The following is a 26,135-nucleotide window of genomic DNA, read 5'->3' on the forward strand; positions in this document are numbered from 1 at the left end:
AGAAAGCGTCCAGGGCATAGACTCCGGACCATGAGCTCTCGCGCTTCCGGGCCTTCGGCTCCGTCCTCGCGGCTGTGCATCGGGCTGCTGTCCGGGACCAGCGTGGACGCGGCGGAGGCCGCGCTCTGCCGCGTGGAGGGCACCGGCGCCCAGGTGACACTGGAGCTGCTGGCCCACGTGTCCCACCCTTTTCCCCCCGCCTTCACCCAGCGGGTGCTCGCGGCCAACGACGCCCGGACGCTCTGCGCGCTCAACTTCGAGCTGGGCGAGCGCTTCGCCTCGGCCGCCCTGGACGTCATCGCCCACGCGGGCCTCTCGCCCCGGGACATCCACGTCATCGGCTCCCACGGACAGACGGTGGCCCACCTCCCCGCGAGCCTCTCCCCCGTCCCCTCCACGCTCCAGCTCGGCGAGGCCGCCGTCATCGCCGAGCGCACCGGCATCCCCGTGGTGAGTGACTTCCGCACCCGGGACATGGCCGCGGGGGGCGAGGGCGCGCCGCTCATCCCCTACCTCGACTGGGCCATCTTCCGGAAAGCGGGCACCGCCCGGGCGTTCCAGAACATCGGGGGCATCGCCAACCTGGCCGTCGTGGGAGACCGGCTGGAGGACACCCTCGCCTTCGACACCGGGCCCGGCAACATGCTGCTGGATGGGCTGGCCCGCCGCATTACCCAGGGCCAGCTCGCGTGCGACCTCGACGGCCAGCTCTCTCGGCGCGGCCAGGTCCTCCCGGAGCTGCTGGAGGAGCTGCTCGCCCTGCCGTTCTTCGCCCAGCCCCCGCCGCGCAGCGCGGGGCGGGAGGGCTTCGGCGGCGCGCTGCTGGAGCGGCTCTGGGAGCGGGGCGCCTCGCGCCCCTACGACTTGATGGCCACGGCGCTCACCTTCACCGTCGAGTCCATGGCCCGGGCCTACGAGGTGCACGTCCTGCCCCGCTTCGGGAGCCTGGAGGCCGTGTACGTCTCGGGAGGTGGCACGCGGAATCCCTACCTGTTGGGCCGGTTCACCGAGCGGCTGGCCCCCCTGCCCGTGCGCCTCCTGGACACGCTGGGCTTCCCCGAAGGCGCGAAGGAAGCAGCCTGTTTCGCCCTGTTGGCGGCCGAGTACCTCTCGGGAACCGCCGCGAATGTACCGTCCGCGACTGGCGCGAGGCGCCAAGTCGTTCTAGGTAAGCTGACACCGTGAGCAGCGTGAACCTGATGGCCCGCGAAGTGGCCGCCAAGATCGTCTTCTATGGTCCGGGTCTCTCCGGCAAGACGACGACCTTGCGCAAGATCTACGAGACGATCCGGCCAGCGCACCGGGGCGAGATGATGTCCATCGCCACCGAGGGGGACCGGACGCTCTTCTTCGACTTCCTCCCCGTGAAGGTGGAGCGCGTCAACGACTGCTCGGTCCGGCTGGCGCTCTACACCGTGCCGGGCCAGGTCTTCTACAACGCCACCCGCAAGCTGGTGCTCCAGGGCGCCGACGGCGTGGTGTTCGTCGCCGACTCGCAGCCCGAGGCCCTGGACTCCAACCGCGAGTCGCTCCAGAACCTGGAGGAGAACCTGCTGGAGCAGGGCGTCCGCCTGGACCGCTTCCCGCTGGTGATGCAGTGGAACAAGCGGGACATCGAGAAGACGCTGCCCGTGGAGCAGCTGCGCGCGGTGCTCAACACCCGCGGGGTGCCCGAGTACGAGACCGCCGCCACCAGCGGCCAGGGCGTCCTCGACACGCTCAAGTCCATCACCCGGCTGGTCATCAAGGACCTGCGGGCCAAGCGCATCGTCCCCTCGCCCCGCCCCACCGCGCCGCCCGTGGAGAACCCGGGCGCGGGCCTGGAGGCCCGGCTGAGCCAGCACCTGCCCCGCCCCCCTTCCCACACCGGCCTCCCCGCCCATCCGCCCTCGCTCATGCCCCGCCAGAACCCCGCCCAGGCCGCCACGGCCCAGGCGCCCCGGGTGGAGACCCCGGCGCCGCTGACGGCCCCGGCGCCCACCCCGGCGGGCCAGCGCACCCTGGGCCCCGCGAGCGCCCTGGCCCCGGGGGACCTGTTCGACTACGCCCGGGCCGCCGAGGCCGCCTTCGCCAGCGGCCAGTACGGCACCTGCGTGGCCTCGTGCATGGACGCCGTCCGGCGCGCCCTGGCCTACGCCGGCGAGGGGACGCTCGCCCAGCAGGGCTTCCTGCTGCGCACGGATGGCGCGGACCTGCTGAAGCTCCAGGGGCTCTCCAAGCGCGTGGAGACGCTGCGCGTGGATGACGCGGCCTTCGCCCTCTACTTCCTGATGCAGGTCTTCACCCGGCTCAACGACGCCCGGCTGCCAGAGACGGCTTGAGCCGGGCGCGCGGCCGGGGCTTCAGCGCCCGGGCACGTTGAGCTGGAGCAGCCCCATGCGCGTGAGCTTCGCCAGCGTGCGCAGGGTGTCCAGCTCGCGCGCGGGCACCGCCAGCACCAGCGTCGAGACGTCCCAGTGCCCGTTGACGAGGCCGGCGATCTGCCGCTCCTCGGGCTTGAGCAACGTCATCGCCCCGGGGTCATGCACCATGACGGGCACGGCCACCGGGGACAGCTCGCCATAGAGCGCCGCCACGTGCTCGCGCTGCACCATGCGCGCGAACTCGCGCACGCGCCGGTCCGCCGGGTCGCTCGACAGCAGCGAGGCGCAGATGATGCCCGCCGCGTCGAACTGCCCCTCGCGCACCAGCACGGCGCCCTTCTCCAGCATCTCCGCCACGGGGTCGGCCTCCACGTGAGGCGCCCCCTCCACCTCCACCAGCTTCAGCCGCAGCAAGTCGTACACGCGCCGGGTCAGCGCCGAGCGCGACACGCCCATGGACAGCCGCAGCCGCCCCAGGTTTTGTGGCTGGGCGCACAGCGTGAGCAGGGCCCGGTGCAGGAACGGCTGGCTGGCGCTGGGCGGCGCCAGGGCGCGCACGCTCATCGCGTCGATGGGCAGCGCCCGCTCCACGTCCGCGTGCTCGTCCACCCAGCGCAGCGACTCGAAGAGCAGCTCCCGGAGACTCATATCCGAGGGGAGCCAGTCCTCGCCCGTCCGGTCCCCGTCCTCCGTCCAGTGGAAGGTGCCCCGGCCCGCCATGGTCAGGTCCATCACCGAGCTGACCAGCTCCTCGCGGCCCATCTCCCGCACCATCCGCACGTCCACGCCGTGCCGCAGGAAGGCGTCCTCCACGTCCGGGTCGCGCTGCAGCTCGTCGAAGGCGGCGAGCACCCGATTGCCCCGGCACAGCCGGGCCAGCTCCGAGAGCCGCGCCACGCGCTCGCGCAGGCCGGCACTGGACATGGCGGTCACCTGGCCGGAGAGGACAAAGAGCTTGCGCTCGCCCGCCTCCCACGAGAGCTGCAACGTTCCCGTCTTGCGGGAGCCGTCCAGCCATTGGAGGAGTTCAGGAAGGGGGTAGCTAAAGAGATCGCCTTGGATGGCCATAGATGACGGAAGCGGGGAATTCGAGGATACAGTCAGAGGCCGTGCGCGTCGCGCTCCTCTTCATCGATGGTGTGGGGGTGGGCCGGAAGGACCCCTCCGTCAACCCGCTGGCCCGGAGGGAGCACCTGCTCTCCCGGTTCGGCGAGGGGTCCGGGCTCCCCCTCCCGGGGGGCGGACACTACCACCCCGTGGACACCACGTTTGGCGTGGAAGGCCGTCCCCAGTCGGCCTCCAACCAGACCGCCATCCTCACGGGGGACCCGGCCCCGGCCCTCATCCAGCGCCACGTGCTGGGCTACCCCAATCCCCCCCTCCAGGCGCTGCTCGCCGAGCGCTCCCTGGTGAAGCGCCTGGTGGCCGCGGGGCGCTCGGCCACCTTCGCCAACACCTACCCTGTCGCCTACCTGGACGCCCTGAAGCTGCCCCGCCATGCCTCCGCCGAGCCCGCCGAGTTCACCTTCCCCCCCGCCACGCTGCGCCGCCTGAAGGCCTCCGCCTCCACCCTGGCATTCGCCGCCGCGAAGGTCCCCCTACGCACCCTGGACGATGCCCGGGGGGGCGCCGGGCTCTCCCACGACATCACCGGCCTGCGGGCCCAGAACCGGGGCTTCTCCGTGCCCCAGCGCACGCCCGAGGAGGCCGCGCGCATCTTCTGGCGGGTGGCCGAGGGCATGGACTTCACCTTCTTCGAGCACTACCTGGCGGACGAGGCCGGACACGCCCAGGACTTCGGCGCGGCCCTGGAGGCGCTGGACACCTTCGACCAGTTCGCCCGGGAGGTGATCGCCACCCGCCCGGAGGATGCCCGGATCCTCATCTGTAGCGACCACGGCAATGTGGAGGACCTCTCCACGCGAAGCCACACCCTGAACCCCGTGCCCGTGCTCTACTTTGGCCCCCCGGCGCCCGGGCTGGACGCCCTGGCCACCGTGGCCGACGTGGGCCGCACGGTGCTGCGGTGGCTGGCCGTGGAGTGAGGTGCGCGTGACGGAAGGACTGGGCCACAGGCGGGCAGGACTTACGGCGGTGCTCTGCCTGCTGCTGGGAACCGGATGCCTGGGGGCCCGCTCCCGGCTGGTGGCCGAGAAGGCCCCGCTGGAAACAGGGCTCGGCGTCTTCCAGCTCCAGGTTCCGCCCAAGAAGCCGGACGCGGCGGCGATGCTCCAGAGGGCCATCCAGAACGCCACCCCCCCGCTCATGCAGTGGGGGCGGCTCACCCAGCCGGTGACCGTGCGCCTCCAGCCAGACCATGGCGCCCTGGAGCGGGTCACCGGCCGCTCGGGCTACACCTGGCTCCGGGCCTGGGCCCGCTACGATCTGCTGGACGTCCAGTCACCGGAGACGTGGGAGCCGCTGAAGGCCTCGCAGCGGGACCTGGACGAGCTGCTCCTCCACGAGCTGACCCACACCGTGATGTTCCAGCTCGCGGCGTCCTCCAGCGACTGGGTCCAGAAGCAGATCCCCGCCTGGTTCCGGGAGGGCATGGCCTCGTACACGGCGGAACAGGCCTACCGCTGGCCCACGCTGGAACAACTGGCCCGGACGCTGGAGGACCACCCGGACTGGGAGCCCCTGCTCCAGCCCGAGGAGCTCTTCGAGCAGCAGATGGAGGTGGCCTATGGCGCCTCCCACCATGCCTTCGTCTTCCTCGTGAACCGCTACGGGCAGGACACGGTGAAGCGGCTGCTCGACGCGATGAGCCAGGGGCCCAGCTTCCAGGAGGCCTTCGCCACCACGGTGGGACTCCCCGCCGAGGCGTTCGTCCGCGACTTCACGCGGTATGTGCGCCTGCGAGGATTCAAGGGCGGCCGCCTCCTGCCCTCCGCGCAGTCCCTCCAGGAACCCTGACCGCCTGGCTGCTCACCGGCCTGGCGTACGCGGTCTTCACGTGTTTTCCGGCATATCGCGTGAGGCATCGCCACCTTCCCCGGCGAACAGGCACCCGAAGAACGGGAATGCCCCACGAAAGGGAGGGACCACGATGGACGCCATCGCGCTCTTGAAAGCGGACCACAAGACGGTGGAGACGCTCTTCCGCAAGTTTGAAAAAGCAGGCGACAACGCCAAGAAGCTGAAGCGCAAGCTGGTCGATCAGATCATCCGCGAGCTGGCCGTTCACGCGGTCATCGAGGAGCAGGTCTTCTATCCCGCGGTCCGGGCCAAGGCCGGGAAGCTCGAGCCCCAGGTGCTTGAGGCGCTGGAGGAGCACCACGTGGCCAAGTGGCTGCTGTCGGAGCTGGACTCCCTGCCGCCCGAGGCAGAGCGCTTCGACGCCAAGGTGAGCGTGCTGATGGAGAACATCCGCCATCACGTCAAAGAGGAAGAGGAAGAGCTGTTTCCCAAGGTCCGTAAGGCCTTCAGCCCCCGCGAACTCAAGGACATGGCGGATGCATTGACGGTGGCGAAGAAGGCCGCGCCCACCCGTCCGCACCCGCGGGCTCCGGACACCCCGCCCGGCAACGTGGTGGTGGGAGCCGTGTCCACCGTGCTCGACATGGGCCGGGATGCCGTCCGGGCCGTGCGCCGCAAGGCCACCCCTTCCAAGAAGCCCACCCGGAAGACCTCCACGAAGGGCGGCACGAAGGGCGCTCTGCCCATTCCCGCACTGAGTGCGGACTCCCACGCAGCGATGTAAGACAGGGCCCGACGAGGGGGGGACCGCCCCCCTCTGTTTCCCACTTTCAAGGAGACACGTTCGTGGCCACGATCAAGCTGAAGGGCAACCCCATCCAGACCCAGGGCCAACTGCCCGCAGTGGGAACGCTCGCACCGGATGCCACGCTCACCGGGACCGACCTGACGGACAAGAAGCTTTCGTCGATCCCCGGCAAGCGCGTGCTCAACATCTTCCCGAGCATCGATACCGGCGTCTGTGCGGCGTCAGTGCGCACTTTCAACCAGCATGCGACGGAGAAGCCGGGCGTCACGGTAATCAACATCTCGATGGACCTGCCCTTCGCGCTCAAGCGCTTCGGCGGTGCCGAAGGCATCGAGAAGGCGCTGAGCTTCTCCGGCTTCCGGGGCGACTTCGGCAAGCAATACGGCGTCACCATCCTGGAAGGGGGCCTGGCCGGGCTCTATTCCCGCGCGGTCATCGTGCTCGATGAAGGCGGCAAGGTACTCCACACCGAGCAGGTACCTGAGATCGGCCAGGAGCCCAATTACGACGCGGCCCTCGCGGCGCTGTAACCCGGCGCCTGAGCGCGAGGCTCACCACACGGCTGCGAGCTGGAGGAGCACACCGTGCTTCTCGTCATGCGCGCTCAGGGAGGGACCGGCCCCGAAGCGGACATCATGGCGCCGCCGGCGGTCTCCACGCACGACGAGCAGTCCTCGCGGTAGCAGCGCCACTCCACCTGGACCGTGGCTGCCACTGCCTTTGCTTGCAAGACGCAGTTCTTACTGACAGGAGATCGCCAAGGGAAACGGTGAGGCCAGCCCCAACCTTCCCATGGCTTCTTTCAGATCCTCTGCCTGAGGCCCTCGCAGAGACTTTGGATTCGTCCGGCTGTCCTCCTTCATTCCTAAAACCACCGTTGCATCTGACCCCACCTCAATCTTGTAATTTCCCCAATTAACCTTATTGATGTCTCCCCATTCTGCGATACTCGAACACAACGAGCAAGGGGTAGGCCCATCTGGTGGTGACCTCTGCTCCGGCGCCTTCTTCGCCGGATTACAGCATGGCTTTTTGGCATCCGTGCCAAGAACTCCACAGAAGCGGAACCGAACCGTAGGATCCTTTGGGTTCCAGAGTTCCACGTAGCACCGGGAGCAATCGCCGATCTGCCCCTCCGTATTGGAACAATTCTCCTTTGAGAGCTTCTCCGCCGGAGCGCCCTTGCGAAGATCGGCCGTGTTTTTGGCTTCCGCGAGTTGGCCCGTCCCAGCGTTGCTTCTCACCCTCTGTTGGTCACTGCCATAAGCCGAAAAGGCAATCATGGGCACTGCGATCCATGCCATCGTGGTCAGAAAACGCATGTTTCCCCCGTTCAACCAGCCTCACTCGAATCCCAGACTGAAAGCTAGGAACATTGTCATCTCGTGGCTTGCCAACAAGCGCTGATTTCTAAGTCCAGAGTGCATCCAAGCTATCGCTCAGTGTACATCGCGCATGCATGGCTTGGTCCAACAGAGCAGGAATGAGAATGTTTCTCCTGAACGGGGGGGGTCGGTGAGAGGAGACCTTCGTGCTCAGGGATGCAGGTAGAGCGGGGAGAGCACCTTGGAGGTTGGCGCTTTTTTGCTTATTGATCCTGTGCGGCCTAATGACATACAGCCAGGATTCAGCGGAGAAGCAGCTGGAAGTCAGGGGCAGCACTCTCTGGCCGGTTCCCGTGGCCAAAACCAAGGCGCGTCTCACCCCCTTCAGTGACGGGTGGCAGACCTGGGTAACAGAATCAGAGAGCATCTACGTCGTCGATGCAGAAGGAAGACGCACCCACGAGCCAGGTTCTTGGCTCGCTCCTGGAAACCAGATCTCGGAGTTGATCCAAACCGATCGCATGGGCCGGGCATGGGTCACCACACAATCGCCTCATCAGGCAGGAACTCGAGCGGAAAACCACCTCATGCTCGTGGAAGCTCATCGCGGACGGGTCGAAGGCCGCACCGTTCTTCAGGCGGATCGGATTACCCGTCTGCGGGAACAATCATCCCGTTCGCCCTACGACGTGTATCCCAACGCAGTCTTGCCACAGGACTCGGACGCCCATCCTTACATTTGGGTCGTCTTCAGTCACTCAGGCTCGGATGTGCTCGGCCTTGCCGATCCCCAAGGGGTCCTCAAGCCTATCGTCTCCTTTGACAGGCTGGGAATCCCCAGGGGTACGGACGCCACGTCCTGGCAAGTTGTCCCGCTGAGAGATGGGCAGAGGGCCTGGCTCAAGACAAGAAGTTCCCTCTTCTTCATTGATGCCCAGGCAGCGGATCCCGTCAGGGGGCCGCTGCTGCAAGCAGAAGAACTGTTGATGGTCGTACCAAGCCCGGCCGGAACACATGCCTGGGTGATGGCCAGACCTTCCACCCAGCCAGGTACCCAGAGAGCACGGCGGCTCTATTCCGTCACCGCCACGGCTGAACCAGGAACCAAACCCATTCTTCTGCTGAATGGGGCGGCGGTCCGCCAGATCGTCCCGGAGCCAGAGGGGACGCACTTATGGGTCGCGGGGGACACCCGTCCCGAGACAGGCGGGTCCGGGGGGCTCTACCTCATCGATCCCTCGGGACGGCAAGTGCTTCCGGAAGGACCGCTCTTCCTCAACCAGGGAGTGATTGTCACAGTGCTCCGGCTTGGCCATGTCTGGGTGTTGACCCGTGAGGGAGACGCGTATCTGTTGGATGGCAAGGGAAAGCGCCTCGCCGGCAGCAAAGGCATCCTGCCCTTGTCCGAATCGGTAGAAGGAGGCTTTGATTATCTTCACACTTTTCCCATCGGCTCCAGCGACGGGCTCCTCGTCTGGACAAACAGCGCTTTTCACTTCCAACCAGCGGATGGCTCAGTCCGGATGACTTCTCTCACAGAGAAGCCGGGAATCAGCCAGCTCATCGTGGAGGAGAATGGCGAGGGAGCTTGGATTCAATCTGAGACTGACGGCAACCTTTACTATACCTTCCTGAGCAAGGACCGGTACCTGGAGACACACCTTGTACTGAAAGCCACGGACCTCAATTACGTCTTTCCTACCCCGAATAGACAGAACGGTTGGATTCAGACCAGTTCCGCCAGCTTTGCCTATGTCCACCGTTCGATCGTAGGCGCGGCCCTGGCACTCAAGGGGGGGACCTTGAAAGTCGAAAAAGGGGGGAATGCCTCGTTGCAAGGAACGCTCAACATCCGGGCCCCGCTCCGCGCAGAGCACTCAGGAGGGATCACCTTGGACTGGCCGGGCCTGGCACACGCGGCCGAGACCAGCGGACTCCTGCAGGTCACCTTCTGGGATCCCCGTACTCCCCAGAGCCCGGTTGCTTCGGCCACCCGGAGTTTTGAAGCGAGCGCACCGGGCCCCCGGCTCAACTGGTATGACACCGGCCCTTCGCTTCAGGGGCGGGCCTACGACATCGTCTTCAAATACCAGGACAATCTCGGGACCGAAACGCAACTGACCGTCCGGAACGTTCCCTTCCATGCGCCGCTCCGGGAGCAGGTCTGGTTCCGGACAGCGGTGGCCTGCCTCGTGGGGACGCTGCTCTTCCTCCTCCCCATGGTGTTCCTGCCCCCCCAGCGTCTAGCGCGGCGCTGGGGCCCCTTCGTGACTTGGCTGGTGAACATCATCGGGGGCAGCGGACTCGCCATGGCCGGCCTGGCACGCGACTTGAGGATCCACTTCCCCACCTTCGTGGGCGTGTTCTTCGCCGAGATGATTCTTTGTCTGATCGTGGGCGCCTTCTCTCCGGCGATGTTCCGCCTGCTGGCGTCGACCAAGCCGTTTCAGTGGCTGGTGCCCCTGGCGCTCACCCTGCCTGCCACCCGCCGGCATGTCTTCGGTGACTATGTCTCGCATGTCCGCCGGAAGCTGGAAGCGTGGCGCAGCCAGGCCAATGACGAGCGGTTCGTTTCCATGCCGGTGAGCCTTCGCAAGGCAGGAGGGAGTTCCCTCCTCCTCTTTTCGCAGCCAGAGGAGCAACTCTGCCGGTTCCTCGTACAACCTCCTGGGGCGCAAAGCGGGAATGTCCTCATCGAATCTCCCGGCGGGCGTGGCAAGAGCGCGCTCCTCCGGGAGGTGGTGCGGCGGATGCTCCTCGCTTTCGAGGAAGACCCTTCAAGACCTCTCCCCGTGCTCTGTGACTCCCGGGCCACGAGCCTGGAGGCAGCCGCATCCCGGGCACTGGAGGCCACACCTCTCACGAGCGAACTCCACGAGATGCTGTTGCACTGGGGAGACTGCGTTCTGGTGATGGATGGGCTCACGGAGTCTGCGCTTACCCCGGAAGCCCTCCAGGCCTTCATCGACTCCAGGAATGGGGCCTCCGTCAGGCTGCTGCTCACGTCCCGGCCCCACCTGGGGTTCCGGCATACCCTCGAGCACTCCCCAGGCTGGCTGCACGTGGAGCCCAATCGCATGGATGAGCAGACCCTTGGCCGGTTCATCTCGGCCTATGCACCCGAGAGCACCGGCACGCAGAACCAGAACATCCTGCGGGCCTGCCGGGGAGCCGATGGCACCTACCTGCCCATCCTGGTCCGGTTGGCCCTCTTATTCGGCGGCAACCCAGGGGTACGTGGCATCGCCGAACTCTATGAGGCGGCCTTCCGCGGCCTGCTCCGGCAGCAAGGGACGGCCACGGGTGAGGAGGACTCGCAGTTGCTGGCGTGGACCAGCCAGTTCTGCCTCCGGACCTACTGGGTCAACGGCATCCGCTCCCTCCGCTACCGGAACGCACCGGAGCAGGAGCACCTGCAAAAGCTCCTGAAGGCCGGGGTGCTCGTCCCTGATGGCACGGCTCCCACCCCAGAACAGGTTCCTTGCGAGGTCCGGTTCTTCCACGACTCGATGCAGAGCTACCTCACCGCCTGCGGGCTCTTCGCACAGGAGCACGCAGCACCGGCTTGGGACATCCTCTGGAGAGCCGCGGGCGATCCCCTCTTCGCCAGCGCCCAGCCCGAAGCGGGCTCAGAACTCTTTCAAATGTGCCTGCAAGTCTTCGGTCCAGGGGAGAGGCTCCGGAGGGAACTCCAGCGGCAGCTCTTGGAGTGGGCTCAGCGGTACGATGACGTGCTCACCAAGCGGCGCATCTCCAGCGCGGTTCCCGAATTGTTGCAGACACGCTTCCGGACCAGGCTCGCCTCCCACCCCGAACTCTCTGCCGGCAGTTTCCTGCGTATCGCTACCGAGGTGAGTTCGGAGGATCTGCACAGCCTGGGCACGCTCTACATGAACATGGCCCACCTGCTCTGGCCACTGCGGCAAGAAGAGCCGCCTGGCGGCCTCCCTCAGCCTGGCCTCGGATGAGGTGCTGTCAACTGGACCCGGAGGCGTCTTCGCAGGCTGCGAGCCAACAGTTTGGCATTGACGAGCGTCAGCGAATCAACCGCGACAGAGAGGTGAAATTGACGGTCTCCACGGATGCGTGATTGAGGGAGGGCCGCAGCTGGTGTGAAGGGAGCTGCGAAAGCAGGGGGGGACACACATGGAAAAGCAACACGAGGACCGTCCACCGGGAGAGTCCGCGGAGGGCCACGCCCAGGCAACACCCGAGGAGGTGCCCCCACAGGCGAGGCCCAGCCGCCGCAGCTTCCTGGGCGGGATGGGAGGCTCGGCACTGGCCGCCCTGGCGCTGGGCGCTCCCCCTGTGATCGAGCCCCCCTGCGAACTGCCCGAGGTTCCCGCGCGGCCAGAAACGCGCAGGGCCCAGGCCCGGCGCACCCGTGCGTACCAACTGCGCCAGCAGGCCGCTCTCAACGAGTTCAAGAGGGGCGTCTTCCCCAAACGGACCAACAAGGATGAAGAGCGCTATCCCAACCGCATTGGCAACTATTCCAAGGGCTTGCCCCACAATGAGCTGGGCGAGGTGGACCCCGCTGCTTACGACGCGATGCTGCGCGCACTCGCCACCGGCCGCTTCGAGGACTTCGAGGCCCTGCCCCTGGGCGGACGGCTGAAGCTGACCAACCCCCTGGGCGGCCTGACGTACGATCTGGTGGGACCGGATGCCGCCGCCGTGTGTCTCGACGTGCCTCCCCCTTTGGCCAGCCCCGAAGCGGCAGCCCAGGTGGCGGAGCTCTACTGGATGGCGCTCTGCCGCGACATCCCCTTCAGCGACTACTCCAGCGATCCCACCATCGCCGCGGCCATCGCGGATCTCAACCGCTACTCCGGCTACAAGGGCCCCAAGCCCCTGACCCCGCAGACGATCTTCCGTATGGACAGCCCCGGAGTCCTGGAGGGCCCCATGGTCTCCCAGTTCCTGCTGCGGCCGTGGGTGTTCGATGGCATCGCCATCGAATCCCGGCTCCAGGTCCCGCTGTCCGTCACCACGGGAGAGGGCATCGACTTCATGACCTCCTATGACGAGTGGCTGGCGGCGCAGCGCGGCTTCCCCGAGGGGACCACCATCACCCCTCCGCGCATGGATCCGGTCCCCCGGCACATCCATGATTTGCGCTCCCTGGGCCAGAACGCCAACTCGGACGTGCACTTCACCCCCTACCTCCGGGCGGCCCTCATCCTCCTGGGCCTGGGGGATGCGGCCTTGAGCGACCGCAATCCCTACAAGGCGAGCAGGACCCAGACTGGATTCGCCAGCTTCGGGGCATCCCATCTGCTCACGCTGATGGGCTGCCTCACCCGGGTGAGCCACCACGGCTTCTATGGCAAGTGGTTCATCCACCGCTACCTGCGGCCGGATGCCTTTGGCGGGCGCGTGCACAACCGCCGACGGGGCGCCGCGGACTACCCCATCCACCCGGAGTTGCTGGACTCGCCCGTGCTCGAGCGCATCCACGCCTACAACGAGCTGGTCAACAAGCGGCGGGGGTTGAACGACGGCCAGGGCTCGTTCCTGCTGCCAGTCATGATGCCCATCGGCTCGCCGACGGATCCTTCCCACCCGGCGGGGCACGCCTACACCGCGGGCTCCCGCGCCGCCCTCCTCAAGGCCTGGTTCAAGGAGGACTTCGTCCTGCCCAACCCCGTCAAACCCAACCGCGATGGCACGGCGCTCGAGCCCTATGTGCCCGGTGTGGACGGCCCCCCCCTCACCGTGGCCGGAGAGCTCAACAAGCTTGCTCACAACACATCGCTCGGCCGGGATGCGTACGGCGTCCACTACCGGGCGGATGATCTCGCCGGCTTCCGCCTGGGCGAGGAGGTGGCCATCCGTTTCCTCCGAGAGGAGCGCCCCACCTACGCCGAGCAGGTCTTCCGGGGGTTCGCCTTTACCCGTCTGGATGGCACCCCTGTCGAGCTGTAACGGCGGGGCCGGAGGAAGCGCCCGGTGCTTGGCAGCCTGCCCACCGCGGCAACCACGATCGCAAGCTGCTGGAGCTCGCGCAAGGGGCGGTGCCCTGAACCGGCATCAGGCGCGAGTCCCCGCCGCGCGACGGGCACACTCAATGATGTGCAGAAGGAAGTCCCGGTGCCCGTCCGGTTGGAGTGACAGGATGAGGTCCGCGCTCCCGGGTTGGTCCGGTGGATAGAACACCCCCGGGTTCGCATTGCAGTCGAGCATGAACAGATGGCCATCCGCGTTCATGCGGATGTCACAGCGGCAGTAGCCCCGGGCGTTCACGGCCATGAACGTCCGCCGCGCCATCTCGCTCAACCGCGCCACGAGCCCCTCGTCCAGCACCGGCCGTGTGTCCATGGCGCTGTGGTTCTTCCACTTGAGATCAAAGTGTTTGAACGTCTCTCCCGGGGGAAAATGGATCTCCACCGGCGGATGGACCCAGGGCTCGCGCGCTCCCCGCTTTGGCTCGGAGACGAGCACGGTGAACTCACGTCCGTCGATGAACTCCTCGATCAGCAGCCCCCCAAATTGGGACAGCGTCCGGGTAGCGCGGTCGAGCAGGGCCTCCCGGTTATTCACCCGGGAGTCCAGCTCGATTCCCACGCTGGCGTAGCCGGAACTGGGCTTGACCAGCATGGGAAAGCGCAGCCTCCCGGCCGCCTGCTCGACGCGGGTCAGATCCGCGGCGAAGAGATGGGCAGGCGTACCGAGGCCATGGCGGAGCCAGGCCTCCTTCAGCTGCTCCCGTGACGCCGTGTAGAAACGCGCGTCCGCCCCTGTGTACGCCAGGCCCAAGCGCTCCAGGTGGTGGATGACGTCGGCTCCCGCCAGGTCCTCATCCGGAGCACCGTCGCAGAGGTTGATGAACGCGTCGAACCCCTCGGCCGCGAGCCGTTCCAGGGTCTCCTGGGCATTGGCGCGAGTCAGGGGCTGACGGACCCAGTCGTGGCCGGGCAGCCAGGGCGAGGGATCCACGGGGGGATCGATGTCCTTATAGGGAGACTGGGATCCTTCGTAGGAGGAGTACAGCGTGCACAGGCGCATGAGAGGATGGGCCGGTTTTACGGCTTCGCCTCGGAAGGGGCCGTGGGGCTGGGGAGGATGGGCGGGCGGTCCTTGCCCTCCATCGAGCGCTGCAACTCGATCTCCTGGAGCAACACTGCTGGCGCCACCGTGGACACGGGCACCATGCCGCTCTCCGCGCCACAGAAGCCGTTGAACAGCCCTGCCTTCTTGCCCGAAGCCAGGATGCGGTTCACCGATGACAGCGGCGTACCGACAATCTCCACCCCGCGCACCAGCGACTCCTTCCCGTCGCGGACATCCACCCGGTACACCATGCGAGGGACGCCCTTGAAGGCCTGGTAGCCATAGCTGGAGGTGTTGGTGTTGCCACCAGTGATGTCACGGATGATGAGCCCGTAGGGCTTGCCCTGCCGCTTCGCCTCCGCGATGAGCATCCGCTTCAGCTCCTCGTCGCTCACCTGCTTCGTGGACTCGACGAGCAGGTTGGCCATGCGTGCCACTGGTCGGCGCGTGCCCTGGCTTCGCCCGTGGCCGTTGGACTGGAGGAACCCTTCCACCGGCTGGCGCGACAGCAGGTAGTTCTTCAGCACGCCCTTCTCCACGAGCGTCACCCGCTGCCCCTTCACCCCCTCCTCGTCGAAGAGGTAGTAGCCGTTGAGCGGATCCCCGCCCAGCGTGCGCAGGGTCGGATCGTCATGAATGGACAGGAAGACCGGCAGCACCGGCTTGCCCTCCTGCCCCCGGAACGTCTTCCCCTCCCGGTCATCCCCCTGCCGGTTCCCCTCCAGCCGGTGGCCCACGGTTTCATGGAAGAGCACGCCGGAGGCCTCGGGAGCGAGGATGGCCGGCCCCGTGTAGGGATCGATCGCGGGCGCCTGGCGCAGGGCCAGCAGCTCCGAGATAACCACGTCCGCGGCCTTGGCCAGGTCCGCCTCGCTCGGCAGGCCCGCTTCGGTGGGCGCGTAGAACGTCCGGGAGTTGTCCAGGAGCTGCCCGTCCTCGGCCCGCGCCATGGCCGTCACGTGCAGGCCGTACAGCGTCTCCTCGGTGACGATGCGGCTGCCCTCCGTGGACACGAACAGGCGCACCACCTTGTCGGCGGTGATGCGCACGTCCGAGTCGAAGATCTCCGGACGGCCGTTGAACCGGCCGGAAATCTCACGCGCCACGCGCGTCCACTTCTCCCGGTCGAAGGGGAAGGCCACCGGCGTCTGCACGTAGGTGTTCGGCTTCTCGCGCGAGAAGGACGGCGGGCGCTTGGGGTCCTCCACCGTGTAAACGTCCTCCCCCTTCTTCTTGAGGAACTGGAAGATCGCCGACTTGTAGCGCTCGTCCGTCAGCAGCCACAGCGCGGTGCGCAGCGCCATCGGCGAGTCATCGATGGGGCCCTCGGGGCGGGCGAAGTAGCTGGTGCCCTTGGTGGTGAAGGCGAAGTCCAGCTCCTCGGGCACCGAGCTGTCGAACGCGTACGAGCCCACGCGCACGTCCACGGAGATCCGGCGGTCCCGGTAGCCGTCATTGACGAACAGGGCGCCGTAGCGCGCGGTGATGACCTGCTGATCGTAGTCCTTGAGCTGATAGCTCATGAAGTACGGGGGCTCGTGCCCCTGGAGCTTGAGCTGTTGCTGGTTGCGGTTCATCTCCGTCGCCATGGCGTCCAGCAAGGACAGGCGCGGATCGGCCGCGGGGGTGGCGGCCAGCAGGAAGATGGCGGCGGAGGCCAGCAGCGGGAGGGCGGGCAAGCGGAGCGTTCTCACGCGGCCACTGTACCTGAGCCACCCCGCCCCGCAATGCATCGAGGGCCCTCATCCCCCGCCCCGGAAGGCAGCGGACAAGGACCCTCGTCTGCAAGGCCAGCGAGAGGCTGGGCCTTAGGCCTTCATGACCTTCTCACGCCCCGGGCCCACCTGCTTCGTGGCGTTGCGCGTGTCGACGACGCACTCGGACTTCTGCACCACCGTGGCGTAGTCGATGTTGGAGTGGTCCGTGAGGATGATCACCGCGTCGTACTCCGCGTACGTCTCCGGGGTGAGCGGCACGGACTTCATCTCGTGGTGGAAGCCGTGGCCCTTCTCCAGCTTCGGCACGTACGGATCGTGGTAGCTGACCTCGGCGCCCTTCTCGATGAGCAGCGAGATGACGCGGAGGCTCGGGCTCTCGCGCATGTCGTCGATGTCCTTCTTGTACGCCGCACCCAGGCAGAGCACCTTCGCGCCGTTGAGCGTCTTCTTGTGCTTGTTGAGCGCCTCCATGGTGCGTTGCACCACGTAGTAGGGCATCTGCGTGTTCACCTCGCCCGCGAGCTCGATGAACTTGGTGTGGAACTCGTACTCGCGCGCCTTCCACGTCAGGTAGAAGGGATCGATCGGGATGCAGTGCCCGCCGAGGCCGGGGCCCGGGTAGAAGGGCATGAAGCCGAACGGCTTGGTGCTGGCCGCCTGGATGACCTCCCACACGTCGATGTTCATCCGGTCGCAGAGCATCTTCATCTCGTTGACCATGGCGATGTTCACGCAGCGGAAGATGTTCTCCAGCAGCTTGGAGAGCTCCGCCACGCGCGTGGAGGACACCGGGACGATCTCCTTGAGCGCGCTGGCGTAGAGGGCCTGGGCCACCTCGAGGCACGCGGGCGTGAAACCGCCGACGATCTTCGGGATGGTCTTCGTGTTGAAGCTCTTGTTGCCCGGGTCCTCACGCTCGGGGCTGAAGGCCAGGTGGAAGTCCACGCCCGCCTTCAGGCCGCCCTTCTCCAGCAGCGGCTTGAGCACCTCCTCGGTGGTGCCCGGGTAGGTGGTGGACTCCAACACGAACAGCTGGTTGGGCCGCACGTACGGCGCGAGCGCCTCACCCGTCTGGATGATGAAGCTCATGTCCGGCTCACGCGAGGCCGTCAGCGGCGTGGGCACGCAGATGACGATGCAGTCCATGTCCTTCGCCTTGGCGAAGTCCGTGGTCGCCTGGAGCTTGCCCCCGTCGGTGAGCTTCTTCAGCGGCTCACTGGGGATGTGCTTGATGTAGCTCTCCCCCTTGCCGATCTTGTCGATCTTGCGCGTATCGATGTCGAGCCCCGTCACCGGAAAACCGGCCTCCGCGAACGCCATGCCCAAGGGCAGACCCACGTAGCCCAGCCCCACCACGCCCACCTTCGCCTCCCGCTTGCGAATCATGTCCACCAACGGGCTCTTCATCAGTCGCATCGTCGCTCTCCCAAACGGGGCTCCGCACGGTGTGCGGTGCCCCCTCCCAACAGCCTCACAAAAAGACGACCACCCACCGCAGCCACGCCGGGGGCGTCAGCCGCACCCCGTAAGTCACCACCCGTGCCGGTTCGACCCGTCCATACGCAGGCGAGTACCCCGCCGGATCCAATCGGGGCTCCAGCCCCAGTCCGAAAAGAACCAGTGCGCGCGCGGCCCCCTCGGGGCCCAGCTCCACACCGAGCGGCTCGAAGGTGCGCGGTGCCTCCGGCACGCGCAAGGCCCGCGCGATTTCTTCCGCCGCCGGCGTCCGCAACCGGGCATGCGTGTCTGGCAAATGCAGCCGGCCCACCACTTCGTGCGAGCCCGTACCCGTCAACCAGTCCGCCACCGCCAGCGCCCGCTCGCGCTTGTCGAGCAGGAAGGTCCGCTCGATGCCCACCGGCGACGTCAACGTCCGGTACCCGTCATGCCGCACGGTGAGCCGGTCCAGCTCGGCCCCCGCCTGGAACATCTCCACCCGCGCGCGTGCCGCCTCGGGCAGCGCGAAGAGCCGCTCCGGAACAATGGCCACCTGCTCCACGCCATCCACCATCAGCGTGTTGTGCGCGGCCGTGCTCCGGAAGGCATTGCGCTGCGCGGGCTCCCGCGTGTACGTGCCCGTTCCGGGATCCACGATGACGGGCACGCCCTTCAGGTGCAGCTCGAACGAAAGTTTGTCGTTGTGGTTGTGGCCCCCGACCCCGCCCTGTCCCTGGGGGCCCGCGCTCACAGTGGTCACGGCGCCCGCACCGCGCAACACGTGAAATCCACCCGCCGGAAAGCTCACCGAGGACGGGGGCGCCGCCGGACGCAGCGCCTGGAAGCGCTCCAGGCCCGGCCGGCCCAGCAGCCACGCCGCCTCATCCGGAAACTCGCCGCCCGCCAGCGCCTCGTCCCCGAGCAGCGCCGCGCCCAGGGGCACCAGATAGCCGTGCTCCAGGTCCGCGCGGTCCCGGAAGGGGAAGATCCGGCCCGAGTCGTTGTCGCCCACCTGCGGCGCCAGACCCTGCTCCGAGCACCACGCGCGCACGGCCGCGAACATGCCCCTCAGGCGCGCCTCGTACGCCTCGCCCAGCAACACCCCCGCGGAGAGCCCCACGGCATGCGCCAGCGTGAACAGCTCCACCGCGAGCCGGTGGTAGGGAATGGAGCCCTCGAAGGAGGTGCCCTCCGGGTGAACCTGCGCCTCCATCTGCGCGCGCAGCCCCTTCACCGCCAGGGACACCTGGCGCGGCGCGCCGGGCAGCTCGGGGAACAGCAGCCCCGTCACCAGCAGGCCCACGTAATTGGAGACGAGGTGGTTGTTGGGAACGGCCCCCTGGTCCTCCAGATGGGCCTCCACCCAGGCCGTGTGCTCGACCAGCGCGCCCAGCACGGGCACGAGGAACTCGGAGCGCTGCACCTCCGGCGCATCCGCGAACATGGCCAGCGCCTGCGCCAGGTTGGCCGCGCGCAGCGAAATCTCCATGGGGCACGTCCAGTGGACGCCCATGCCCAGCGGGTTGGCCTGGAGGAAGTCCAGGGTCTGCAGGACGAAGGCCTGCGCGAAGCGGGCGCGCTCCGGCGCCGCCTGCTCCACCCAGTAGCCCTGTCCCAGCGCCACGAGGCTGTCGAGCCGCCCAAGCACCCAGGGGTACTTCGGGTCCGAGCCCGGCCGCAGCAGCTTCAGCTGCGCCACATCCTCTAGAGGATACGCGTGGCCGCTCACCGGATCCCGCGACCAGTCCACGGGTTTGCCTTCGCCGAAGACGATCCGCGTTCCGAAAACGTCGAACTCCTGGCGGAGCGCCGCCCGGGCCCGCTCGAGCGCCCGCCCGGTGGCGCCGGGCAGCTGCGCGAGCGCCTCCAGCACCGAGTCCCGCTGCCGCGTCTCACACCAGATGGCGGTGTGGCGCGTGGCGAGCAGGTTGTTCACCAGCTCATCGGCGGACACGGCCGCATACGCCTGAAGGAGGCGCGCTTCGTCCACCCGTTCACGGTGCCGGTAGAGCGCCTGACGGGCGGCGCCTTGAACGCGCCGCACCGCGCTCTTTGCCACCGCCGTGGGCGCGAGCCGTACGAGAGTCGTGTAATAGTCGAGAGTACTCATCAGTCCCTTCCGCCGACCCAGCCCTCCGTAGCAATCCACCGGCCAGCGCGAAGCTCTTGATGTTGTTGAGGTTTTGGATCAGGCCTGGCAGGCAGGCCGGTAAAACTTCAGGTGCCCCCCAGGGCAGAATGTGAAAATAACTTCCTACGACTGGGGGACCGGGCTCCCAGGATGAGCAACGTTGCGCCCTGAGCGGTCCATGCGCATTCCTGTGAACGTGCAATCCGGAGCGTTGAGTGGGCGGCGTGGCATTGGTGAGGGACAGGACTCCGTGGGCGTCGAACGGACGCTGGCGGCGATCTCCGAGCGGGCGCTTCAGAAAGGCGCGCAGGCCGGACTGGAGGTGCTCCCCCGGGAGGTAATGAGGCTCACTGGAGCGACGAGCATCGTCCTCTATGAAGGAAGGAATCGAATCGCCGAGGCGGGCCACCGGGTGTCGCGTCCCGGACGCGGGCATGCCCCGCAGGGCTTCCTGGTGCGGCATGGGCGGATCACCCTCGCCGTGAGCCCGGAGCGGATCGGCCCGGCGGAGCGGCCGGTGCTGGAGCGGTTCGCCCAGCTGGGCAGCAGCCTCCTGGCGGCGCGCAAGCGGGAGCTCGACGCCCAGGCGCGGCAGGCCCGCATGGGCCGGGAGCTGCGCGAGCAGGCCAAGGCCCTGAGCGTCCGCGAGCGCAACCGCTCCCGGGCCTCGCATGACCTGCGGACCCCACTGCTCGTCATCCGCGGCTACCTGGACATGATGCGCAAGGGGATGGTGGGCGAGATGACCCCGACCCTGGAGCGCTACCTGGAGCGCATGATGAGCGCCACCCAGGACATGAACACCCTCATCTCCCAGCGGCTGGCCCCGGGCAACGCCCCGGAGGACCTGCGCGCCCTGCTGGGCACCGCCTTCGGCCAGCCCCGGAAGCCGGTCCTGAGCCTCCAGTGCACGGCGGCGGCCGTGCCGCTGAAGGGAGCCCCAGCCTCCTGGGCCCTGTTGATGCGCACGTTGGCCCGGGGCCTGGAGGGCACCGGGGCCCTGGAGGTGAAGGCCACCATCGAGGCGCGCGAGTCCCTGAAGATGTGGCGGCTGCACCTGAGCGCCCCGGCGGAGCGCCCCCTCTCGAAGGCCACGGTGAAGCGGCTGGAGCCGCTCGTTCACCTGCTGGGGGGCACCCTGTCCATGGACGCCGGGCAGCCGCTGGCGCTCACCCTGCTCCTGCCCTCGGCCTGAGCGGCTCCCTCCCGGAAGCCGCTTCCCGGCGGCTTACCCGGAGGCGGGCATGAGCTGGCGCACGAGCTCCAGCAGCTTGCCGCGCTCGACCTCGCGCTTGACGATGTAGCCATCCGCGCCCGCCTCGAGTCCGGCTGCCCGCTCCTCGGGGCTGTCGAGCGAGGTGACGAGGATGATGGGCGTGCGGTTGAGCGTCGGGTGGGCCCGGATGCGCCGGGCGAGCCCCACGCCATCCAGCCGGGGCATCTGCCAGTCGCTGACGACGAGCTGGCACTGGGTCCGCTCCAGCACCTCCCAGGCCTCCTGGCCGTCCGCGGCGGTGACCACCGGATAGCCGGCGATCTCCAGCAGCGCCTTCATGGCGAAGCGAGTGGTGAGCGCGTCGTCGCAGACGAGGATGCGCGGGCGCCGGACTTCCGCGGTGACGCGGGCCGTGGGCGAGGCGGCGCGCAGCAGCTCCGGAGCGTTGATGACGGGTACCAGGCGGCCATCGTCCAGCACCGCCGCGCCGGCCAGGTGCGTCACTTCCTTCAGGTGCCGGCCGAGCGACCGGACGACGATGTCCTGCTGGCCCACCACCTCGTCGATGGCGAACACGGCGCGATCCTGCCCCAGCGTGAGCAGCATCGCCGTCTGCACCTTCCCCGAATCGAGCGCCATGGGAAGCCGGGGCAGGCCAATGGACTCCGCGAGCGAACGGAACCCGAGCTGCTCGCCATCCACCCGCGCCACGACCCGGCCCGCCACCGTGCCCACCTCCTCCGGCGCCAGCCGCACCACGCGCTTGACGACGTCGGAGGGGACGACCACGACGTTGGTGCCCACCCGCACCAGCAATCCCAGGGCGGCCGCCAGCGTCAGGGGCAGATCGATGGTGAAGCGGGTTCCCTGCCCTTCGGTGTACGCCACGTCGACCGCGCCCTGGAGGCGCTGGGCCGTGGCATGCACCACGTCCAGCCCCACGCCTCGGCCGGAGGTCGCCGTCACTTCGTCCCGGGTGGAGAAGCCAGGCTGGAAGATGAGCCGCGCGGCTTGCTCATCCGGCAGCCGGGCCGCCGCCTCGGCGGACAGCAACCCGCGCTTCACCGCCGTGGCGCGCACGCGCTCCGGCGACAGGCCCGAGCCGTTGTCCTCCACCACCACGGCGATGCGTGTGCCCCGGGACTCCACGCGGACCCAGAGCCGGCCCGTCTCGGACTTCCCCGTGGCGCGCCGGATCTCCGGCGTCTCCAGGCCATGGTCGATGGCGTTGCGCACCAGGTGCAGCAGCGGATCCTTCAGGGCATCCAGGATGCGGCGGTCCAGGCGGACCTCCGTCCCCGCGAGGACGAGCTCCACCTTCTTGCCCAGGCGCGCGCCCAGCTCGCGCACCGTGCGGCGCAGCGGCTCGAGCATCTGCGCGGAGGGCACCATGCGCAGATCCCTCAGGTCATCGCGCACCACCTGCGCCACGAGGTTGAGCTGCTCCCCGTCCCGGGTGGCCTCCTTGAGGAGGGCCGCCAGCTTCTTCTGCACGTCCCGCAGGTGGCTGGCGCTGGCGCGCAGCGAGTCCAGCACGGCCCCGCCCCCGGACAGCGACAGCTGCGAGGCGGCACGCTCCAGGCCCACCACCACGTCGTGCGTCCGGTCCAGCAGCTCCCGCTGGGACTCGGTGCGCCGCGCCTGCTGGAAGCGGCCCGCGATGAGGTGCTCCACCTGGAGTGCCAGCGAATCCAGCGTCTTCACCGAGATGCGAATCGCCTGATCCACCTGCCCCCTCGGCGCGCTCCCGGCGGCGGACTCGCTGGAGGGCGCCTCGGCGGGAGCCCGGGCGGGCACCACCTCGGAGGCCGCGGGCTTGGCGGGTGAAGGGGCGGCGGGCTCGGGCGTGGCGGGCGTCAACGCCGTGCGCAGCTCGACAAGCAGCCCCGCGAGCTCCGAGGCGGCAATGCTCGCGGCGTCCCCGGGCTGCTCCATCTTCGCGAAGCTCGCGGCCACCCGCTCCGCGATGGGCCCCACGCGCCCATCCTGGGCGGACTCGGCCCCATCCTGGAGCCCCTGCGCCGTCGCCACCGCCGACTGCACCAGGGAGATGCGGTCCGGCACGTTCGGCGAGCACAGGGCAATCAGCGCCGTCTCGAGCTTGTCCAGCGACTCGAGCGAGTCCTGCTGGAACCCCTCCGCGGGGCTGGGAGGCTCGGCCTCCTTGCCCAGGGCGGTCAGCAGCGACGGCAGGCCATCGATGGAGGGCGTCTCCCCCACGTCGCCCCGGCCCAGCGCCACCTCGATGGAGGAGAGCCCCCGCAGGGTCGCCTCCACCAAGTCCCGCGCCAGCCGGTCCCCGGGGCTCAGGCGCGCCAGGCCATCCTCGATGGCGTGGACCACCTGCTCGATGTCCATGAGGCCCAGGCTCGCGGCGGAGCCCTTGAGGCTGTGCACCAGCCGCTTCAGCGACGGAAGCAGGTCCGGCTCACGCTCGGACGGCTCCTGCTCCAGCCCGAGGACTTTCGTACCGATGGCCTGGATCTGCTCTCGCGTCTCCGCGGAGAAGATGGGCCAGATGCTGCGAAGCACCTGCGGATCCATGTGCCGTGCCTATCCTCGTCTCGCCGTGGCAGGACTGCCGAGCTTCTCCACGTCGAGCACCGTCAGCCGGTCCGGGGTGAGGAACAAGAAGGGTCCCGGGGGCGGCTGGGACAGCGTGGTGCGCAGCAGCTCCTGGCGCCCATCGACCTGCTCCGCGGCGACCCCGAAGGCCTCCCCCCCTACGTCCACCACCACCACCTTGCCCAAGTCGGACATGCCGCCGCCCTCCAGCCCCAGCATCTGCCGCAAGTCCAGCACGGGCACCACGCGCGAGCGCGAGAAGATGGCCCCCAGCACGTGCCGCGGCGCCCCGGGCAGCGAGCACAGGCCACGCGACTCCATCACGTGGTCCACCTGCTCGATGGGGACCGCGTAGCGCTCACCTCCCACGTGGAAGGTGAGCACCGTGAGCACCGAGGGGCGCTCCTCCTCGCGCGACTTCGCCAGCATCTTCGCCCGGGCCGCCAGCACCTCCCGGCGCTTCTCCGGACTGAAGTCCTCGTCGAACCCCAACGCACGCGAGTCGTCGAGACGCCGCTTCAACCCGGCGTAGTCGATCTCCTGTCTGGCGTCGTCGTGGGGCATGGCTGGCTTAGCGTCCCGCCGGGGTCTTCATGGGCAGCTTCAGCAGCTCGCGGACGCGCTCGCGCAGCTCATCCACCGAGACCGGCTTGTTGAGGAAGGCGCTCGCGCCCACCAGCCGCCCGCGCTGCCGGCTGGCGTCATCCTTCAGGGAGGTGAGCAGCAGGAAGGGGGTGGCATGCAGCGCCGAGTCCGCCCGGATGGCCGCGCACAGCGCGAAGCCATCCATCTCCGGCATCTGCACATCGGAGATGATGAGGTCTGGCTTCATCTCGCGCGCCCGCGCCAGCCCTTGGACGCCGTTGCCGGCATCGAAGAACTGGAGCCCCCAGCCCATCAGGTACACCTGCAGCAAGTTGGTGATCGTCTTGGTGTCTTCGACGATCAGGACCTTCATGGGACCGCGTGTTCCGACCGTGTTCATAGCTGGTATCTACCTACAAGCTCCGAGAAGCGCTTGGAGAGATTGGAAAGATTGCCTGCCACCTGTTCGATTTGCCGGGTGCCCAGGACGCTGTCTGCCGTAGCCGAGGACAGCTCGCTCATGGCGGTGGCGATCTGCTCCACGCCAATGGTCTGCTGCCGGGTATTCCCGGCGATCTGCCGTGCCGCCGAGGAGGACTCGCGGATGACTTCCGCCAGGCCCAGAATCGCCGAGCCCGCACTCTGGGCCAGCGCCATGGCGGCCTGGGCGCGGCGGCTGCCCTCCTCGGTGACCGCCACCGCCGCCTTGGTCCCCTTCTGCACCTCCCCGAGCAGGCCGCGCACCTGGTTGGCGGCCACCTTGGACTGCTCGGCCAGGGTGCGCATCTCCATGGCCACCACCGCGAAGCCCCGGCCGTGCTCGCCCGCCTTGGCCGCCTCGATGGAGGCGTTGAGCGCCAGCAGGTTCGACTGCTCGGCCACGTCCCGCACCGTGGTGATGATGTCGCTGATCTGCAGCGTGCGCTCGTGCAGCTCGGTGATGGCCACCGCGATGGCGCGCACCTGCTGCCCCAGCTTCTCCATGCCGGCCACGCTCTCGGCCACCACCTTCTGGCCCTCGCTGGACAGGGCCTCGGAGCGCTGCGTGCCGCTGATCACCGAGTCGGCGTAGGTGGTTGCCTGCTTGGAAGTCTGAGCGATCTCCGCCACCGTGGTGCTCGTCTCGTTGATGGCGGAGGCCTGCTCGTGGGCCATGGCGGACTGCTGCGTGGAGGTGGTGAGCACGCTCGTCGCCTCGCGCTCGATGTCCGCCGCGGCGCTGCGCAGGTCCGACAGCATGTGCGTCACCGTCTCCGCCATCTTCGCGAAGCTCCGGGCCAGCTCGCCAATCTCGTCATTGCCGCCGACGGCGATCTGCTGGCGCAGGTCGCCCGAGGCGATGCCCGCCGCCGCCTTGCCCAGCCGCTCCAGCGGCACCGTCACCAGCTGGGACAGCAGCGCCGCGGCGATGAGGCACAGCACCAGCACCAGCAGCCCCAGCCCCAGCGCCTGCCACACCACGGAGGAGATGGATTCCGAGAGCGAGTCGAGCTGGATGCCCACCTGCACCGTGCCGACCCGCGAGGGCACCGCGTCCCCGCGCATGGCGTAGTGGATGGGCGTGGAGGTCTCCAGCGCCGGCTTCTCCGCCACCGTCACCCACCGGTCCATGGCCTCGTCGCCCTGGGTGGCCTTCACCAGCTCGGCGCCGGTGAACTCCTTCTTGTTGGCGATCGCCAGGATGGTGCCCACCTGGTTGCGCACCAGCACGTACGCCACGTCCGGCACGTCGCGCAGGGTGGCGTCTACCTCTTTCTGGAGCATCACCTGGTCCACGGACGCCACGTCCGGCGCCAGGTGGTTGCCCATCTGGATGCTGATGACCCGCGCCCGCGTGGCCAGCTCGGCGCGCAGCGCATCGCGCATCTGCATCAAGAACACCGCACTCAGAATGCCCGCCACCAGGCCCCCGGACAGGCCGGTGATCCAAAGGATCTTGGTGCGCAGGCTGAGCCGTCCCACCGTCTGACTGCCGGGCATGGACAACTTGATGCCTTGGACTTCCACATGACCTC

18 protein-coding genes are annotated in these 26,135 nt (G+C 68.1%); 9 read left to right on the top strand and 9 right to left on the bottom strand.

Annotated features, from left to right (window positions below; translation table 11 throughout):
• Positions 1 to 30: 30 nt before the first annotated feature.
• Both KY661_RS27600 and KY661_RS27605 read left to right on the top strand, forming a co-directional pair.
• The gene (locus tag KY661_RS27600) at positions 31 to 1,185 is read left to right on the top strand and encodes an anhydro-N-acetylmuramic acid kinase (protein WP_225413057.1); all 1,155 of its coding nucleotides are present in this window, start codon (positions 31 to 33) and stop codon (positions 1,183 to 1,185) included.
• A complete protein-coding gene (locus tag KY661_RS27605) occupies positions 1,182 to 2,321 on the top strand; it encodes a GTP-binding protein (RefSeq protein WP_075008119.1) in 1,140 nt (379 codons plus the stop codon). The genes KY661_RS27600 and KY661_RS27605 overlap by 4 nt, the downstream gene beginning before the upstream one ends.
• A 21-nt stretch (positions 2,322 to 2,342) precedes the next feature.
• Here the strand turns inward: KY661_RS27605 and KY661_RS27610 are convergent, their stop codons facing one another.
• Positions 2,343 to 3,431 carry a DUF4388 domain-containing protein gene (locus KY661_RS27610; protein WP_225413058.1) on the bottom strand — a complete coding sequence of 363 codons (1,089 nt, stop codon included), beginning with the start codon at positions 3,429 to 3,431 and terminating at the stop codon, positions 2,343 to 2,345.
• A 41-nt stretch (positions 3,432 to 3,472) separates the two neighbouring features.
• Here KY661_RS27610 and KY661_RS27615 point away from each other — a divergent pair, with 41 nt between their 5' ends.
• The 6 genes from KY661_RS27615 to KY661_RS27640 all read left to right on the top strand — a co-directional run bounded on the left by KY661_RS27615 (position 3,473) and on the right by KY661_RS27640 (position 13,343).
• Positions 3,473 to 4,408, top strand: a complete 936-nt coding sequence (locus KY661_RS27615; protein ID WP_225413059.1) for an alkaline phosphatase family protein — start codon at positions 3,473 to 3,475, stop codon at positions 4,406 to 4,408.
• A gap of 7 nt (positions 4,409 to 4,415) precedes the next feature.
• Positions 4,416 to 5,279, top strand: a complete 864-nt coding sequence (locus KY661_RS27620) for a peptidase MA family metallohydrolase (RefSeq protein ID WP_225413060.1) — start codon at positions 4,416 to 4,418, stop codon at positions 5,277 to 5,279.
• Between the two features lie 133 nt (positions 5,280 to 5,412).
• Complete coding sequence (locus tag KY661_RS27625) at positions 5,413 to 6,066, top strand: hemerythrin domain-containing protein (RefSeq protein WP_225413061.1); 654 nt, start codon at positions 5,413 to 5,415, stop codon at positions 6,064 to 6,066.
• Positions 6,067 to 6,128: 62 nt separating this feature from the next.
• Positions 6,129 to 6,620: a thiol peroxidase gene (tpx, locus tag KY661_RS27630; protein ID WP_225413062.1), complete on the top strand. Its 492-nt coding sequence runs from the start codon at positions 6,129 to 6,131 to the stop codon at positions 6,618 to 6,620.
• 1,382 nt (positions 6,621 to 8,002) lie between these two features.
• Complete coding sequence (locus KY661_RS27635) at positions 8,003 to 11,383, top strand: NACHT domain-containing protein (protein WP_225413063.1); 3,381 nt, start codon at positions 8,003 to 8,005, stop codon at positions 11,381 to 11,383.
• A 178-nt stretch (positions 11,384 to 11,561) separates the two neighbouring features.
• Entirely contained in the window at positions 11,562 to 13,343 is a 1,782-nt protein-coding gene (locus KY661_RS27640) for a phosphatase PAP2 family protein (protein ID WP_225413064.1), read from the top strand.
• 105 nt (positions 13,344 to 13,448) lie between these two features.
• Here the strand turns inward: KY661_RS27640 and KY661_RS27645 are convergent, their stop codons facing one another.
• The 4 genes from KY661_RS27645 to KY661_RS27660 all read right to left on the bottom strand — a co-directional run bounded on the left by KY661_RS27645 (position 13,449) and on the right by KY661_RS27660 (position 19,733).
• Positions 13,449 to 14,423, bottom strand: coding sequence for a D-alanine--D-alanine ligase family protein (locus KY661_RS27645; protein ID WP_225413065.1), 975 nt, complete (start codon positions 14,421 to 14,423; stop codon positions 13,449 to 13,451).
• A 17-nt stretch (positions 14,424 to 14,440) separates the two neighbouring features.
• Positions 14,441 to 16,201 (bottom strand): TldD/PmbA family protein, encoded by a 1,761-nt coding sequence (locus tag KY661_RS27650; RefSeq protein ID WP_263437409.1) that lies wholly within the window; start codon positions 16,199 to 16,201, stop codon positions 14,441 to 14,443.
• A gap of 75 nt (positions 16,202 to 16,276) precedes the next feature.
• Entirely contained in the window at positions 16,277 to 17,602 is a 1,326-nt protein-coding gene (locus KY661_RS27655) for a nucleotide sugar dehydrogenase (protein WP_225413067.1), read from the bottom strand.
• Between the two features lie 55 nt (positions 17,603 to 17,657).
• A complete protein-coding gene (locus KY661_RS27660) occupies positions 17,658 to 19,733 on the bottom strand; it encodes a heparinase II/III family protein (protein ID WP_225413068.1) in 2,076 nt (691 codons plus the stop codon).
• A gap of 199 nt (positions 19,734 to 19,932) precedes the next feature.
• Here KY661_RS27660 and KY661_RS27665 point away from each other — a divergent pair, with 199 nt between their 5' ends.
• Positions 19,933 to 20,949: a histidine kinase dimerization/phospho-acceptor domain-containing protein gene (locus KY661_RS27665; RefSeq protein WP_225413069.1), complete on the top strand. Its 1,017-nt coding sequence runs from the start codon at positions 19,933 to 19,935 to the stop codon at positions 20,947 to 20,949.
• Positions 20,950 to 20,982: 33 nt separating this feature from the next.
• Here KY661_RS27665 and KY661_RS27670 read toward each other — a convergent pair whose 3' ends face one another.
• From KY661_RS27670 to KY661_RS27685, 4 genes are read right to left on the bottom strand one after another with little or no spacing between them, the layout of a single operon-like run.
• Positions 20,983 to 23,514 carry a hybrid sensor histidine kinase/response regulator gene (locus KY661_RS27670; RefSeq protein ID WP_225413070.1) on the bottom strand — a complete coding sequence of 844 codons (2,532 nt, stop codon included), beginning with the start codon at positions 23,512 to 23,514 and terminating at the stop codon, positions 20,983 to 20,985.
• 9 nt (positions 23,515 to 23,523) lie between these two features.
• The gene (locus KY661_RS27675) at positions 23,524 to 24,099 is read right to left on the bottom strand and encodes a chemotaxis protein CheW (RefSeq protein ID WP_075008107.1); all 576 of its coding nucleotides are present in this window, start codon (positions 24,097 to 24,099) and stop codon (positions 23,524 to 23,526) included.
• Positions 24,100 to 24,106: 7 nt separating this feature from the next.
• Positions 24,107 to 24,493 (bottom strand): response regulator, encoded by a 387-nt coding sequence (locus KY661_RS27680; protein WP_075008106.1) that lies wholly within the window; start codon positions 24,491 to 24,493, stop codon positions 24,107 to 24,109.
• Positions 24,494 to 24,516: 23 nt separating this feature from the next.
• Positions 24,517 to 26,127, bottom strand: coding sequence for a methyl-accepting chemotaxis protein (locus tag KY661_RS27685; RefSeq protein WP_398577248.1), 1,611 nt, complete (start codon positions 26,125 to 26,127; stop codon positions 24,517 to 24,519).
• Positions 26,128 to 26,135 lie beyond the last annotated feature (8 nt).

Source organism: Allostigmatella hybrida, assembly GCF_020103775.1.
GTDB classification, from domain to species: Bacteria; Myxococcota; Myxococcia; order Myxococcales; family Myxococcaceae; genus Hyalangium; species Hyalangium aurantiaca.